The 15,009-nt window shown below is 47.2% G+C and carries 18 protein-coding genes; 7 read left to right on the top strand and 11 right to left on the bottom strand.

Annotation, left to right across the window (positions count from 1 at the left end):
• The first annotated feature begins 16 nt into the window (after window positions 1-16).
• Window positions 17-631: a TetR/AcrR family transcriptional regulator gene (locus MLD56_RS23720; protein ID WP_029518565.1), complete on the top strand. Its 615-nt coding sequence runs from the start codon at window positions 17-19 to the stop codon at window positions 629-631.
• Window positions 632-699: 68 nt separating this feature from the next.
• Here MLD56_RS23720 and MLD56_RS23715 read toward each other — a convergent pair whose 3' ends face one another.
• Both MLD56_RS23715 and MLD56_RS23710 read right to left on the bottom strand, forming a co-directional pair.
• Window positions 700-2,121: an SMI1/KNR4 family protein gene (locus MLD56_RS23715; RefSeq protein WP_029518564.1), complete on the bottom strand. Its 1,422-nt coding sequence runs from the start codon at window positions 2,119-2,121 to the stop codon at window positions 700-702.
• A 17-nt stretch (window positions 2,122-2,138) separates the two neighbouring features.
• Complete coding sequence (locus MLD56_RS23710; protein ID WP_029518563.1) at window positions 2,139-2,915, bottom strand: SMI1/KNR4 family protein; 777 nt, start codon at window positions 2,913-2,915, stop codon at window positions 2,139-2,141.
• Window positions 2,916-3,072: 157 nt separating this feature from the next.
• On the opposite strand from MLD56_RS23710, the gene MLD56_RS23705 reads away from it, so the two are divergent.
• Window positions 3,073-4,707: a DUF6138 family protein gene (locus tag MLD56_RS23705; RefSeq protein WP_029518562.1), complete on the top strand. Its 1,635-nt coding sequence runs from the start codon at window positions 3,073-3,075 to the stop codon at window positions 4,705-4,707.
• On the opposite strand, the gene MLD56_RS23700 is transcribed toward MLD56_RS23705, so the two are convergent.
• Together MLD56_RS23700 and MLD56_RS23695 are read right to left on the bottom strand one after the other, a co-directional pair.
• Complete coding sequence (locus MLD56_RS23700; protein ID WP_176715670.1) at window positions 4,697-5,056, bottom strand: DUF7716 domain-containing protein; 360 nt, start codon at window positions 5,054-5,056, stop codon at window positions 4,697-4,699. The two genes, MLD56_RS23705 and MLD56_RS23700, sit on opposite strands and share 11 nt — an antisense overlap.
• Window positions 5,037-5,696, bottom strand: coding sequence for a hypothetical protein (locus MLD56_RS23695; protein ID WP_029518561.1), 660 nt, complete (start codon window positions 5,694-5,696; stop codon window positions 5,037-5,039). The genes MLD56_RS23700 and MLD56_RS23695 overlap by 20 nt, the downstream gene beginning before the upstream one ends.
• A gap of 109 nt (window positions 5,697-5,805) precedes the next feature.
• Between MLD56_RS23695 and MLD56_RS26180 the strand changes: the two genes are divergently transcribed.
• Window positions 5,806-5,907, top strand: a complete 102-nt coding sequence (locus MLD56_RS26180; protein WP_219728090.1) for a putative holin-like toxin — start codon at window positions 5,806-5,808, stop codon at window positions 5,905-5,907.
• A gap of 213 nt (window positions 5,908-6,120) precedes the next feature.
• The gene (locus tag MLD56_RS23690; protein ID WP_029518560.1) at window positions 6,121-6,660 is read left to right on the top strand and encodes an HAD family hydrolase; all 540 of its coding nucleotides are present in this window, start codon (window positions 6,121-6,123) and stop codon (window positions 6,658-6,660) included.
• Between the two features lie 61 nt (window positions 6,661-6,721).
• Here the strand turns inward: MLD56_RS23690 and MLD56_RS23685 are convergent, their stop codons facing one another.
• From MLD56_RS23685 to MLD56_RS23655, 7 genes are all read right to left on the bottom strand, one after another.
• Window positions 6,722-7,165 (bottom strand): immunity 26/phosphotriesterase HocA family protein, encoded by a 444-nt coding sequence (locus tag MLD56_RS23685; RefSeq protein ID WP_029518559.1) that lies wholly within the window; start codon window positions 7,163-7,165, stop codon window positions 6,722-6,724.
• A gap of 2 nt (window positions 7,166-7,167) precedes the next feature.
• Window positions 7,168-7,728: a hypothetical protein gene (locus MLD56_RS23680; RefSeq protein WP_029518558.1), complete on the bottom strand. Its 561-nt coding sequence runs from the start codon at window positions 7,726-7,728 to the stop codon at window positions 7,168-7,170.
• Window positions 7,712-8,239: an SMI1/KNR4 family protein gene (locus tag MLD56_RS23675; RefSeq protein ID WP_029518557.1), complete on the bottom strand. Its 528-nt coding sequence runs from the start codon at window positions 8,237-8,239 to the stop codon at window positions 7,712-7,714. The genes MLD56_RS23680 and MLD56_RS23675 overlap by 17 nt, the downstream gene beginning before the upstream one ends.
• A gap of 83 nt (window positions 8,240-8,322) precedes the next feature.
• Window positions 8,323-8,952: a hypothetical protein gene (locus tag MLD56_RS23670; protein ID WP_029518556.1), complete on the bottom strand. Its 630-nt coding sequence runs from the start codon at window positions 8,950-8,952 to the stop codon at window positions 8,323-8,325.
• Between the two features lie 178 nt (window positions 8,953-9,130).
• A complete protein-coding gene (locus MLD56_RS23665) occupies window positions 9,131-9,538 on the bottom strand; it encodes a hypothetical protein (RefSeq protein WP_029518555.1) in 408 nt (135 codons plus the stop codon).
• Window positions 9,531-10,175 carry an immunity 50 family protein gene (locus MLD56_RS23660; protein ID WP_029518554.1) on the bottom strand — a complete coding sequence of 215 codons (645 nt, stop codon included), beginning with the start codon at window positions 10,173-10,175 and terminating at the stop codon, window positions 9,531-9,533. Before MLD56_RS23660 ends, MLD56_RS23665 begins: the two co-directional genes overlap by 8 nt.
• A 39-nt stretch (window positions 10,176-10,214) precedes the next feature.
• Window positions 10,215-10,817 (bottom strand): hypothetical protein, encoded by a 603-nt coding sequence (locus MLD56_RS23655; RefSeq protein WP_239645239.1) that lies wholly within the window; start codon window positions 10,815-10,817, stop codon window positions 10,215-10,217.
• Window positions 10,818-11,167: 350 nt separating this feature from the next.
• Here MLD56_RS23655 and MLD56_RS23650 point away from each other — a divergent pair, with 350 nt between their 5' ends.
• From MLD56_RS23650 to MLD56_RS23640, 3 genes are all read left to right on the top strand, one after another.
• Window positions 11,168-12,817 carry a DEAD/DEAH box helicase gene (locus MLD56_RS23650; RefSeq protein ID WP_241113440.1) on the top strand — a complete coding sequence of 550 codons (1,650 nt, stop codon included), beginning with the start codon at window positions 11,168-11,170 and terminating at the stop codon, window positions 12,815-12,817.
• A gap of 157 nt (window positions 12,818-12,974) precedes the next feature.
• Window positions 12,975-13,877, top strand: coding sequence for a cation diffusion facilitator family transporter (locus MLD56_RS23645; RefSeq protein ID WP_029518550.1), 903 nt, complete (start codon window positions 12,975-12,977; stop codon window positions 13,875-13,877).
• A 91-nt stretch (window positions 13,878-13,968) separates the two neighbouring features.
• Window positions 13,969-14,982, top strand: coding sequence for an LCP family protein (locus MLD56_RS23640; RefSeq protein WP_013312376.1), 1,014 nt, complete (start codon window positions 13,969-13,971; stop codon window positions 14,980-14,982).
• Window positions 14,983-15,009 lie beyond the last annotated feature (27 nt).

The raw sequence follows: 15,009 nt of genomic DNA, 5'->3' as shown, positions 1-15,009 counted from the left end.
GCAAGTACATCTACTCATGAAACATATCAAACGCCGAGAACGTGAAAGCAATGAGATCCGCCGGAAAATCATTGAGGCCGCCCGATCGCTTTTTCTGAATCAAGGGTATGCTGAAGTCTCCATGCGCAAAATTGCGGATCAGATTGAATATTCACCAACAACTATTTATCATTATTTCGAAAATAAGGAAGCCATTGTAATCGAACTCCTGCTAGAAGGAAATGCCCTGTTTCTGCAGGCTCTTCAGCAACGTGCGGATGAAGCACAGGCAGCGGGATTGAACGCTCTGGACACACTGAAGGCGGTGTCTGATGCGTATGTTCGTTTTGGAACGGCTAACCCGGAATATTACAACATTCTGTTTATCAGCAACCTGGAATCTGTAAGCTTGGTTAGTCTTATAGACAGTGGGAGCCTTAAAGGCTTTGAGCTTCTTGAAGCTGGGCTCAAAGCCGTTATGGAGGAGGGTTCCATCATTCAAGGAGATGAGCGCTTGTTCGCCAGCTCTGTATGGAGTATGCTGCACGGCTTGACTTCTTTGCTCCTGAATTTTGATTTTCCTATGGCACAATCAAATGATGAATTGATTTCATTTACTATAGATACTTTCCTCAAGGGGTTAAGCCGCTGATGCAGCGGCTAACTTTCTTTACCTCACATCACTGTACATGTGAATCCGCATACGACCCTTCCGAAAGATTAACGAAGTTCCAAATCTGAAAGCTGCTTAAGCACGGCTTCAATACGACGTTTATCTTTTTTGAGCATCACGAGCTGCAAAGAAGCAAGAAGCAGATCTGAGATATTGGCCCAAGCGTCTGCTTCCAGAGCGGGCAGAAGATCCCGATGAATCATAATATCTAGCCCCTCCGTTGCAATCTTCTGATGAAGCTCACTACTGGATAGCCATTCAATCACCTGCTCAGCTGTAGGACAAGAGTAGGCGAAAAGTACTGCCCAGCCATCGACCGGATGATTGACCTTATCCCGTATCCAGTTAATGACCTGCGGTGAATGAAAATGCTGTAGCTGCCCATTAGCGGTGTATCCTTCTAATTTGCCATCTGCAACCGAATGCTGTAGCAGGTGATTGCAAACACATACCAAGCCTTCCTGCTCGGGTAGGCAGCGGGCGCTCAGATAGGCGCGTGTGGACGCAAATGCACCCTTAGCATGTAGGGGATTGTTTTGAGCTAAAGATGTCCATACTTGCGCGGTTTCCGGTTCCCACAAGGAGCGAACCCAATCAGCAGCCCCACCCCCTGCGGTCTCCCCTACCCAAACGGCCCATGTAGAGAATGGAACCTGGCTATGTTGAATGTTCTGCCAGTGCTGCTCCCAGGCAAGAAAAATATCCTTTGGATCATAGGCTTGAAAAGCCTGCAACACAGCAGGATGATCTACGCCATGCATGGTGGTGTAATGGATCAACGTCTCCAACGACTGCGCATCCTCCAGCTTCATCGTACAAAACATGTCCAACCAGCGTTGCCACAGTTGTAGTGGTGGACTGTTTAGCTGAATGCCATGCTCGTCTGACACATTAGACCAATCCCACAGCCATAGTCCGTGCAAGGTGAGCATGGTTTCTATATAGGCGGGTAGATTTTCCGCGAGCAGCGTAAACTGATCCAACTCATGATCATAACAGAACACCGCTGGCTCTGTTGCGGATGTCGCCATATCAAGCAGTATCGGATCACCCGCACCATTATAATTAAGGATCAGATATCGTTGCTCGTCCGCTGCTGAGTCGGTATCTTCCCTATAAGATGTAAAATAGCCAATATACTCATGATTCCAGCCAAATTCTCCTGTGATATCGTCGAGGATATTCGGTTCTTGTTCAAGGCCATTACTGCTTTCATATGAACAAGCCGGTTCATCGGCTACAATACAGTGTTGGGGGAGGCACCATAGCAAATGTAAGCTGCCACACCGCTTTATCAACTCAGACAGGGAGGCAGGCAAAGGCATCTGCAGCCGTTCCTCCAGCTCAGTTAGTTCACTTGTAGAAATCCCCTTCGACCATTGGTATACCACGTCAGACATCCCACCTTGTCTCAGACGATCGGCGATCTGTCCCAGCTTTTCTAAGGTTCGTTCAAAATGTACTGTCATTCGTATTTGTCCTCCTCTTACTCTACAACCCGGCAATGCTCTTTTTGCAAGTATGCTAGAATTTCATCACGAAGTGCTATCGCTGTGGGTTCATAAATGATCGCCACTTCGCGTCCATATGCATAGTTAAAACGCACATATCCGCCTAGAGTCTGAAGAAAAGCCATGCAGATATGCTCGTTTTCAATCCATAGATGTGAGTCAAAATGCTGTTTAAAACGCTGAGCCAATACCTGTATAGATGCTGGAGCTATTTGCAAGGCTTGATCGTTCGGATGGGCTGAACCGCAAGCTTCCGCCGTCTCGGGTGGATTAAATAGTAGAAATGTTGCTGCTCTATCCAGACTGACAGGTTCGAAATAACGGGGGAATGGCTCTATTCTTCCGAATTCATCCTGTAGTATATGCTCCAGTGTATCTGTAAATGGAACCTGAACATCTAATGGCTTCTTAGTAATGACCTCCGAATGTCGTGGCAGCCACAGCAAACCTTCGACCTGAGGGTGCACCGCTAGGAAATCCCCATCTATGGAGCTACCGATGACCACGCACTCGCCTAGCTGTTGCACGGTGATCGGACAGTTATCATCATGCGTCCACAGTTCGTAATCCGCATAGGATTGTAATAGTTGAGCATCAGGCGGTTCAATCACCAGCAGTCCGCAAAAGGTACCAGGCCCATAGCGGGTGAGGAATGCTACATAGGGAGGTGGTAAAGTTAATCCATAGGTATGTTCGAAAGTTGTCAGTTCTTCGGCAGCCACTGTCGTATGTTGTGTGGAAACCCAATACATATGAATACACCTGCTTTCCGGCACTCTATCTATAGGGATAGAGTCCAAAAGTAAATGAGAGATATGCTATAATCAGGAAATAAAATAGTTATAGATTAGTCTATCTTAATTCCGTAGGAACTACAATTTGTGAGGGGACGAAGGAGGAACACATCTTATGACATCAGGGGTACAAGCCTACATCGATCCAATTTTTGAGGAGATTGACCAGACATACGCTTCTGAGCAAAAGCGCATCGCCGAATTCCAAATCAAAAGCGTCCTTCACGAAGGGATTCATAAATACTTAAAAGTTACTTGTAAGAAGGATGGGCTGTGGGTGGATACCCACGAACCGTTTGATTGGGATCGTCGTAGACCGGATACGGAAATTTCTGGGTTTACAGATGGGGTAACATTGCAGCAGGTGCAGGACGAATGGATGCCTATGTTCAAGGAAAAGATAGAGGCGCTATTTAATTCGGAAGAATTCAGCTCCATGTTCTTTCGTTATCGGCTGGATTTTCATCTGGAAGTGGTCTTGGAGAATAAGGCCAATCATTTTACATTCTCACTCCTAAATGAAGATAAACGGCAGCAACTGTTAGCCACTATCCAACAGTTTGTAGAGCAGAAGCTCAACCCCTCCAGTAAAGCTATCCCGAAGGAAGAGGACGATTTCTTCTTAGTGAGACACTTGCTTGATCCTCATTTGTACCCTGTAAACGCCCAGCGGATGAATGAGTTGCTGAATCGAATGGATGCCAAAGTGAAGGTCAGCCGCAAGCGTGAGGAAGCATGGAGGTATCAGCTCAGCAGTGGCTTAAAGCATTGGGCTGAGGATGAATTTCTGCTGAAGTATGCGGATCGGGAAAAAAGCTATGGACTGGATTATAAAGTGAGGCCCGATATTCTCCCTTCGGAAATTCCCGCGCCAGCCATGGAGATGTTCCTGCTTACCGCGATGCGGGTGGGCTCGACCGATGCCGATGCACGGCAGAAGTATTTGGAGATTGCTGCACAGTTGGGTTCGGATCAGGCAGCCCAGTGGCTTAAGAACGGATCAGGAAGCATCCCAGCGTTATATACAAGTGAGCGAGTCATCTGCCAAGCCAATGATATTTTGCAAACGCTGGAGGTTCAGATTCGTTCAGAGGAAGAAGAGAGCTATAGAGAAGCACTCGTATATTTATGCGATATTTTAAGAAAGGGCTTTACCAAGGAATATCGGATGAAGTTCAAAAGCAAGGTGAAAAACTACCTGCCTGTACCCAAGTTGGCTAAATCTACGTTGCATCGTTTCTTCGCCAATGCACTTGAATATCCTGCGCTGCATCCGTTGCTGGCTGAATATGCTGAGGTCGTGATGGAAGAGTTCAAGTGGTATAACGATGTAGAGCCCGGTGAAAAGTCGGCAATGCCGGGAACCTATGCGGTGATGGGACTGGGCCTAAAAGGAAAGAACTATTTCCCATTAGTGAATCGTTATATGAAGCTGGTGGACAGTGAACATCAGTCCGTACAGGACGGTTACGCCGCTGTATTTGCTGACGCACACGGACTGACACCGGACACGATACCCGTTTGGACGAGGGTTCTACTGGCAGGCAACGAGTCTGCCAAACCACTGAAGTCATCCGGAATTGAAACCGTAGAGCAGGCACAGGTACTGGTGGAGGAGCTTAAGAAGCTGGAGAACTACGAACAAGAGGTGCTTGTTTATCGTATATGGGGTGGCGCGAAGAAACTAAAAAACAGCCTGAAGCAGGCTGTCCCTGAGGTAAAAGAGCTGCTGGAAACGCTTATTCCATAAAAGCATCATATTCATGATAATATCGCAGTCCTTGCGCAATGCGTTCAATATCCGGCTCGCTTCCGCTGTGGCGTAACACTTCAATGACATCCTGTACAGTCGCCACCTCCAGCCAAGATTGCACCTGATGGTCTGGCAGAGATGCAGGTATACTTTCATCACGATGATTGGTGACGGTGAGACCGGCATCCTCCAGTTCCCACAATTCTTCCTCGGGAATGATGTAATAGGTAGAATTGAGCGGATTACTTTGAACATGTTTCAGATTGGCAAATACCCATTCATTGATTTCTGTTTGGTCAACGGCATGGACCAGTGCTTCAAGGCTGTCAAAAGTTTGTATGCTCATGTATGGAGGCTCCTCTCTTAGCCGCTGGCTTATGCTGTAGCTTTTGTAATATCTTTAAGATGGACTGGCGATTCTTCGCATCCTTAATGTACCTGGGAATGGAGTGGGAAGCCGTACGCATCATACCGGATGCAGGCTTTTCTCGCAACTCGGCAGAGATATAGGAGAGCAGGTAATTCAGGTGTATCCGGTTAAGAGCCCAGACAGGTTTCCCCCGATAGTAATCTAGGAAGTACAGCTGGAGCTGGAAAATAGGGTCTTTTCCGTTTTGGATCACGTTCGTATGCCATTCGCGTGATTGCACACGATGCACCGGAACCTGATTGCGTGTCTCACAGTGCGGACAGTTTATATTTGTATTTTTATGGAGTTTCGTTCGGTCATCATGGATTTCGATATTAAAATACCGTTCGCAATGGTTGCATACGCCGCGTGCATAGAATGTATAAGATTCGGGCTGCTGATATGTGTAGTAACAATGAGAACATCGAACGACGTAATAACAGTCTTTTTTGGATATGGAAATAAAAGCTTGGCCCTGACAACGGGGGCAGTGAACAGTTACCTGTTCTCCTCTTCTAATCACGGCGCTAAAGTCATATTTGTATCCATATTCATCTTTGAAGCGTTTTTGCTCCATGTTCGTTCCTCCTTTTCGGAAAGATCGTAAAAACGTACTTTTTATATTTCATATGTTATAATATTCCTTAATAACAGAATGGCTTAGATGGGCGGTCGGCTAGTCTCCTGTGAGGGAGGTGAGGCCTGTGGAGGTTAAAGACACCTTAATGTTGATGATTCAATTCGCAACGTTGGTGATTCTGATTCTTTCCTTCCATAAAAAGAAATAGACCGCCCGTGGTAGGAACCGGTCTATTTCGAATACCGTGAACTTGCAGCCACCGCCCTTAAAAGCGGCTGTTGCCAAAGAGTGAGGATGTTGACGCATCTTCACTCTTTTTTAGAATATACATCTTATTCCCATTTTAACACTTGAAAAAGACCTTTTCAATGTGCCTAAGAGCGAAAAGGTGAATAAAGATGCGCGAAAGGAGAGGGCGAGCATGAGCATTTTTACAGGACTACAGCGTCCGCAATTCCAGGCTTACTATGATGAGGCTTTTCTAATAGAGCATCGTTTTGAAAATGGTATGGGCTTTCCGCCTTCTTATATAGATTATGTCAAAACTCTTGGTTACGGGCGACTATGCGGCTTATGGAACATTCATATTCCTCTTGGCGATCACCCGGATTCATGGCTTCATCGTTATCATGATTGGCGGGCTTGGTTTGATGATTTGCTGGAATCAGAAGAGGTTTTACAAGAAGCGGCGCTGGAGCCAGATGGTTTTCCGGAGCTTTTGGAGCATGCGGTCCCTTTCGCTTCCAGTGAAGAGGATGACTTGCTGATCTGGGATATTCAATCGCCTGATGAACGGGGGGAATTCCCAATCTATGCTTTGAATCTGCGCACATGGGGCAATTTTCGGTATGCAGCCTCGGATTTGTATAGCCTCGTCGAAGCGTTGGTGGATGAAGAGCGCGTGAAGTCGGTATTGGGGACAGAGCGTACATCATTCCCATATACGTTTGAACCCTTTTAACAGGTCAAATAACCACCTTGGCATTCAAACTTCAAGGTGGTTATTTGTGCTGCTATTCTTCCTAGCGGTCATCATATTGGGCTAAATATTGCTGTACCAACTCATATCCAGCCACGCCCATTACCGTATATTGATTATATTCTTCCAGTTCCAGATTGCGTATATATTCATCCCCACAGTATAGATGGCCCGCACAATTAAAATATTTTAGCTGCTGTTGTTCCTCGGAAAGAGGGCGATGATCGATAATGGGCCATACTCCTTTCGTCAGATTTTGGGTGGCGGTGAATATAACTTCAAATCGGCCGCGATAATTTGTAAACGGAAGATATGTCGTTTCACCTCCGTACGCTTGATTCTGGCCTATGGATAGAACCCCGAAGGAGAACGCTTTTTTGAATCTACCATACAGTGCGCAGATCACCTGGCATACCGCAAATCGGCCGTCATGCAGGGGGATAACAAAAATATCGCCTTCCTGATGTTTGATTCTTTTAAATACCATCGTCAGGCCAGCTCTTCCTGAAGGATCTCTGTTTTTAGACCTTTAGCGCTGGTAATCGTAATGCTGATCGCATCATAGCCGTTCCGCTTCGCATCTTCAAAATCGCATCGTTCGCCATTGATCAGCTCTAACTGCCCATTCTCATCTACATCGTCTGCAAACTCGTCATCCCAATCAACATTATAAAAGGCAGTTACGCTTACCTCGAAAGTATCTTCACCATCTTCGTCCAGATAGGGCAGCAGGGGAGTGAGATTGTTCTGCTGCTCCTTGGTATAAACTTCGCATAGCAGAGCATCGTAACCATGGCGGGTTCCGTCAAAAATCACGATCTGTTCACCTGTGACTGCATCTTCTGCAATAATGAGTTGGGGTGCAAATTCAGTACCAGTGATCAGCTCGTCCATAAGTTCTCCGTAATAAAAAATGTGGAATTTCGTATGTCCTGCCTGTGAACGAAGCGTACCTGTCCACTCCTGCTCGACCCATGCCTCGGGGTTTTCGGGTACAACCCAACCCTCCAAATAAGCCGGTCCCTGCTTAGCATTATGTATTTCTGTCATCAGTAGGCCTTCCTTTCTGCTCGTTGAGTCGTTCAATTACCTGATTAAAAAACGTTGTAAAGTCTGTTGCCACCAGATACAAATGTCCGCATTCGTCCTGCTCTGCAATATCATAGTTCAGTTTGTCATCATAAGCATGAAGATGTGTGCGGTCCCAGTAGTACACATACGGGGTGTATTCCTTACATGTCAGAACGTAAAAATTGTCGCCCGCATCTGCACCAATCAACAAAGCGCTCTCGACATGATTGATTTCATCCAGAAATTCATCATTAATCGCTAGAAGGTCATGATTTTTGTTGGATACTTCATATCCGAAAAAACAAGTCAAATCAATGTCTCCGTTATCCACTCGATCGAAGGGCACATTGCAATAAAAAGGGGCGGCTACATAAAATCCGTTATATTGTGAAAGAAAACGTTTATAGCCAGCGGGCAATATACGCTGTATCTGTTCCTCCAATGCTGCGATCTGGGCAGGCAAAAGCCCTGATTCAATTGCGAATGACATTAACAACCAGCCTCCTTGATCCTAGTAAACCATAAATCTCTTTGTTGGAAATGAAACAACGCAGCGGTACATCGTATGTGAAATCATGTCATCGATAGGGTGACGATTTTGTTGTCCTCATCCACATCTACCTTCACATTCACTCCTAGCTTATCCTTAAACAGCTTACTGATATTGATATAGTCATCCTTAACCGGACGGCTTGAATTACCAGTTGTGCGAGTCATCCCAGCGGTGATGATGGAACGGACGTATGTTTTATCGAGCTTGGCTTCGGGATTATAGGTATAAATCATCCGTTCCTGCTGATTATAAAAATGGGTTAATTCCGTGTAGTCGTTAGCATTCTCATACTCCTTTTCCACACGCACATACTCGGGATGATCCATGGTATAGTGGACTCCTCCGTCCAGAAAAGGATTTTCCTTGGAGGGTCGGAGTTCATATTGTCCATAGGCTAGCTGAAACAGATACTCTAAGCCTGAGCCCTCCGCCTGGTAGTAGAGCTGACGACTGTCCCCTCTTTTATCTATAGCGGCATAGCTACTGATTAAAGGCCAGGCATCATACTTTTTATCCTTTACCTCAATGGCAAGCTTGTAATGTACAAGCACCTTTTCATTTTGAAATAATCCAAAGCTGCTCATAATAAAATACGCAGGCACACATATAATTCCGATAATTAATATGAATATAAATATTCTTACACGCATAAGTAGAGTGATTCTCCTTTGGTTGTCGATGATGTGGAAAGCTCCCGTTTGGCAGATACACGGAATTCTTCATGCTCAACTAATTGTTTCAGAGCATGTTGTGCGAAAGGCATGCTTTTATGTACGCGAAGCAATGCAAAAGCGGCCCCCTTGACTAAGATATATGTATCACTGCGGATCAACTCTCGTGTCTGTAGTTCGATAAAGCTTCTTCTGGTCCGCCACCCTCCAGCAGTACCATAACCGCATAGGAGATCGTATCAATCCAATCGTCAAGCGTACTAATCTGCTCTACGGTCAGCAGGTGATTTCGCTGCAGCATACCATCAGGATGCAACGCCCATGCCCGTGTATACTGGCAAATCCCCCACAGAGCGGATATAAGCTCCCGTTCTACGGACGGTTTCTCCAACTCATCTGCCAGAACTTCAATGATAGTCATGAGCTCATGAAAATTATCCTCAATCAGTTCGCCTTGAAAGGGGCGAAGCATCCCTAGAAATCCGCTTCGCATTTTGGGATGCTCCAGATCATCGTGAATAAAAGAATGACAGCGTAACAGCTCGCGAGCCTCCTGTTTATTCATTCAGTTCCGTAATCTCTGCGCGGATACCTCTGCACAGAAAGCTGCCTGACAGCCCTGACAAGGCATCGATGTCAACGACCATATCAGCCTCTTCATAACGGAAGTCAAGTTGCAAAATGATATTTTCTGTTTCTACAGGGCTTAATACATGCTCTTTAGTTTCCAGAAATGTAAAAGTCACTGCATAGCGTGGGACGTCTTTTGCTGGAGCTTCAGGGATTACAGGTGCCTCAGTTGAAGGCTCCAGATCCGGTGATTTAGGGACAAGCACGCTAGCGTAGGATAGCTCAATCGTCAGCGTAATCTGGTCTTTCGTCATATTGGCAGCTGTAATTCGGTCATAATGAAAGGGAGGGAAATAGCCAAGCTTTTCGACAATGCTGTCTGCACCTTGAATAGAAACAGTTGGAGAGAAAGCCAGCTCCAGTCCGATGGACCCTGCCAGTTGGTCTTCATATTCCGGATTAATACGGACAAGGGCCTGTTCCGGCTCTACTTTCAAAATCGTGCCTATAAAATACTGTTTGCCATGGATCAGAACAATATCATGCGGAACGAACGGCAACGCTCCCCCGGCTTGATAATGAATGAGATATTCGGTCTCTTTTTTTTCAACCTTTTGAACTTGAATTTGCATAAATTGCAGCCTCCTGGGGTTAATAGTATGACGGATTGTTTAGGTGTGTGGTAAAGGGAACGGAGTCCACGATTGAAAAACATACTTCATATCCGGGGTATCGTGTTCGAGCATAAATGGAAGAATATCCATAATGGCGCGTGCTTTACTGCCAGCATAAAAGTTGCGCGAGCTATGTAACAGTTTGTTTGCCTTTATTAACTGGCTGAGCCGCAGCATAACGTCTTCCACGCTTGTTCGGTCAATACGTTTATAAACGTCCTGACGGATCGAAACAAGCATCCCGCAATTGTTGGGAGATTGACCCATAGGGCCATTGGACAAAAGAATGTACACTTCCGGCGTCGTCCCTTTGTTATAGGACGATTTGATACTAGGCGCCTCTATAACCAGCATCAAAGGAGTCAATTCATCATCGGTCACAATGCGGAGCAGTTCCTGCTTGTCCCAGCGGATCTTACCGTGTTTGGCCTTCTTGGATTGATAGATAGACACACGGGTATTGCGGATTCCTGATATATTCAGGAGCGTTTCAAAACAATCGAACAGGTTAGTAAAGCACTCTTCAGCAAACAAAGTGTGCTTCTCCGACAAGGAACCGGCCATTATAAAATTATAATGCAAGTTGTTAACCACAAGCATCCATCCTTTATTCATGAATTACCAATTCTTATACCATAATATATGACATGAAGATCGAATTCACCTTTTATATAGACTGTGGTCCTGTTCATTAAAATCGTTTGGAAACCAGTTCAACTTCGCGTATACTAGGAAAGTCATATATGGAACGGCCTGAGCCGCCTTGCGGCCGTATGTTGAGTTACATGAACAGATTCAACGATAACGGATATGCTCCCTTCCTGAAAAGGGGAGAATGAGAACCGATACAAAAATGGGAATTCTGAACTATGGAACGATAGATGTCATATGGCACATGAACCTATTTTACGTGACACATATTGAATACAGATAAGGGAAGTGAATACAACTTGAAGAATTTTACAGCATTAGGTGTGGAGCAACATTGGGTAGAAGCCTTGAAAGAGCAGGGCATCTCAGCGCCAACACCTGTACAGCAGGAGTCCATTCCACTGTTGATGGAAGGTCAGGATGTGATTGCCGAGGCACATACGGGGACAGGGAAGACGCTTGCGTTTTTACTGCCGATTTTACAAAAGCTGAATTTGGACAAGCGGCACCCGCAGGCGCTTGTGATTGCACCTACGCGTGAATTGGCACTCCAGATTACAGAGGAAGCTAAATGCTTGGCTGCTGCGGAGCCGAGTTTATCTCTACTAGCTGTTTACGGAGGACAGGACGTGGAGCGTCAGCTTCGTAAACTGAAAGGTGGCGCACAACTGATTATTGGGACACCTGGGCGACTGCTGGATCACCTGAGACGTGGCACGCTGGATCTAGGCGGCATTAAAATGCTGGTCCTGGATGAAGCCGATCAAATGTTACACATGGGCTTTTTGAACGATGTGGAGACGATTCTTCAGGAAGTTCCTTACCGGAGACAGACGATGCTGTTCTCCGCTACGATGCCAGCCGGTATTCGCAAACTGGCTCGTGTATATATGAACGAACCTGTAGATGTCAAAGTGAAATCCGCTTCTTCCGTTCCGGTGAGCCAAATCCGTCAGGTCGTTGTGCAAACAACAGACCGTGGTAAGCAACAGGCATTGGTGGATATGCTGAATACGGATCGTCCGTACTTGGCTGTTATTTTCTGCCGTACGAAGCGCCGGGCTGCCAAACTGAACGAAGAGCTGCAAGAAATGGGCTTTCAGAGCGGTGAGCTTCACGGGGATTTGTCCCAGAACAAGCGAGAGCAAGTGATGAAGGCGTTTCGTGAAGCGAAACTCCAATTGCTCGTGGCGACTGATGTAGCTGCACGCGGCCTGGATGTAGAAGGCGTCACGCATGTCTTCAACTACGACATGCCGCAGGATGCCGAAAGCTACATCCACCGCATCGGGCGTACCGGCCGTGCCGGAGGCAAAGGCGTGGCGGTAACGCTCGCTACGCCAAGGGATATTCCAGAGCTTCGGAACATCCAGAAAGTTGCTGGTGTCACGTTCACCAGCAGTGAGGGCGGCGGACAGCGTAGACCTGCTTCCGATACGGCTGATCGGCAGGGTCGAGAACGCCGTTCGGGCAGAAACGACCGCCGTTCCTACGGTGGCAACGACTCCGGCGGTGGACGCCGGGGCAGCGGCCGCGAACAGGCGGGCCGTCGTGACAGTGCAGGCGGCGAACGTCGCTCTAGCCGCGGCAGTAACGAGCGCGGCGGGTATGACCGCAGCAGCGGCGGTTCCGCACGTGGAGGCCAAGGGCGCTCGGCAGGACAAAGCAGCGAGCGTGGCGGGTATGACCGTAGTAGCGGCGGTTCTGCACGTGGAGGCCAAGGTCGCTCGGCAGGGCAAAGCAGCGAGCGCGGTGGATATGACCGCAGCAGCGGCGGTTCCGCACGAGGAGGCCAAGGTCGCTCGGCAGGACAAAGCAGCGAGCGCGGTGGGTATGACCGCAGCAGCAGTGGTTCTGCGCGCGGAGGCCAAGGTGGACGCGGTGGACAAGCCAAAGGCGGCCCGCGTGGTGGTCAAGGACAAGGAGGCCGTCGCGGACGGTCCAGATAGATAAAATAGGAGTATTCTCATAGAATGCTCCACTATGGTTATCATAATAGCCCCGGGGAGGCTCATCTTCCGGGGCTATTGTAATCTTCATCCATACCGCTGAAAGAGCAGCGCCATAAGATAAATTCAAAAGATAAATTTGGAGGGGTTATACATCATGCAGGAACAGGATATGGGCAAGCGCGCCATGGTCTCAGCATGGATCAGCCTGATTAGCAACATCCTATTAACCGGCATTAAGATTATTACAGGACTTATGTTCAACAGCAAGGTGCTGGTAGCCGATGGTGTGCATAATGCTGGGGACGTGATTGCCTCTGCAACGGCACTGGGGGCGATGCGCATATCTAGCCAGCCGCCGGATGAGGACCATCCTTATGGTCACGGCAAGGCAGAAGTGATCGGTGCAAGCGTGGTGGCGGTCATATTGTTTGGAGCGGGTATATTCATCGGCTATCATTCGATTGCAGCACTGTTCGAACCGATGCCACAGGAGCATATACTGGCATTGGTGGCCGCCATTATTTCCTTGCTCTGGAAACAGTGGCTGTATATCTACACGATTCGTATCGGGAGAGCGGCCAATAGTCAGGGTCTTATTGCAACGGCAAAAGATCATCTCGCTGATGTGTACGCCTCTGGGGCTGCTGTACTGGGTATCGGATTGGGGCTGATTGGGGAGCACTGGGGCATTTCAATCTTATCTTACGGTGACCCTATTGCGGGATTCGTAGTGGCATTGCTAGTTCTGAAATTGGCGTGGGAAATGGGCCGTGAATCCATAGATGTGCTTATGGAAAAGGCGATTGCAACGGAGGAAATTGAGAGCTACGCCGCAGCCGCACTGAGTGTAGCCGAGGTTCAACGTATTGACCGTATCCGTGCCCGTGAGCACGGCCATTATATTATCGTGGATATCCGCGCTTCAGTGGATGCCTCTTTGACGATTCAGCAGGGACACGATATTATTCGACTGATTAAGGGGGCTGTCATGAAGCGGGAACCGCGGGTTTATGAGGTGCTTGTCCATTTGAATCCATGGTATGCGGACGACCACTAGAACAGACGGCGCGAATTGACAGATAACTTGCAGGAAGGGTATGCTTTTAAAAGCCGAACGATGATGAATAAAAGCGAGGTTACCCGAAAATATGCGAAAATTTTTAAAATGGTTAGGCATTTCTGTGACTGCGGCGGTTCTTTTAGTGGGCGGATATTATACGTATTCTATATATCATTTTACGAATCAAATTTCAGTTGCTTCCGGACAGGATTCGAAATTCAAACCGCAGGCACAAACTCAAACCAATGTACAACCTGTAGAGGTATCGCTCCCACCGGAATGGGATGGGACAGAAAGAGTGAATATTCTGCTGCTAGGCGGCGACTCCCGTGGAGAGGATTCAGGGCGTTCTGACTCCGTTATGGTTGCTTCTATTGATCCGGTTACGAAAAAGGCTACACTGATGTCGATTCTTCGTGATACCTACGTCAATATCCCAGGTCATGGGCAAAGTCGATTGAATGCTGCCTTTTCCTACGGGGGACCGGATTTGACCAGACAGACCGTGAGCGACCTGCTGGGCATACCAATTCAATATTATGTATATACTGATTTCAATGGTTTTATTGCGCTGGTTGATTCTGTGGGTGGTATTGACCTGGATGTCGAAAAAGATATGCATTATACCTCCAAGGCGGATAAACACCAGTTTGATATTGATTTGAAAAAGGGAATGCAGCACATGGACGGTAAAACAGCCTTGCAATATGTACGCTTCCGTCATGATGCGACTTCCGATTTTACGCGTACGGAGCGGCAACGCAAATTCATTACTGAGCTTGGCGGTAAAATTCAGTCAACCTCATCTCTAATCAAACTGCCGAGTATTTTAAATAGCATTTCTCCTTATATTGAAACGAATCTGAGTACTACGGAAATGCTGCAATTGGCTTCATTGGGCTTTAATATCGATGCAACAACAGTAGCGAAGCAGCAAATCCCGCCGAATGAATTGGTGCGCGGGGAAACCATTAAGGGTGCGCAGGTATTGGGTGTAGACGAAAGAAAGCTCAAGCGCTTCATACAGAATCTTTTTGAACAGGAGAACAAACCTGTGACCACGACGGTGGATGCTGCAACCACGATAAATGATACTCCATAACCCTCGAAAGCAAGCGAAGTTCGTACG

The sequence above is a fragment of the Paenibacillus peoriae genome, from assembly GCF_022531965.1.
In the GTDB taxonomy this organism is placed as follows: Bacteria; Bacillota; Bacilli; order Paenibacillales; family Paenibacillaceae; genus Paenibacillus; species Paenibacillus polymyxa_D.
This window is presented reverse-complemented; position numbering and strand designations above follow the sequence as displayed.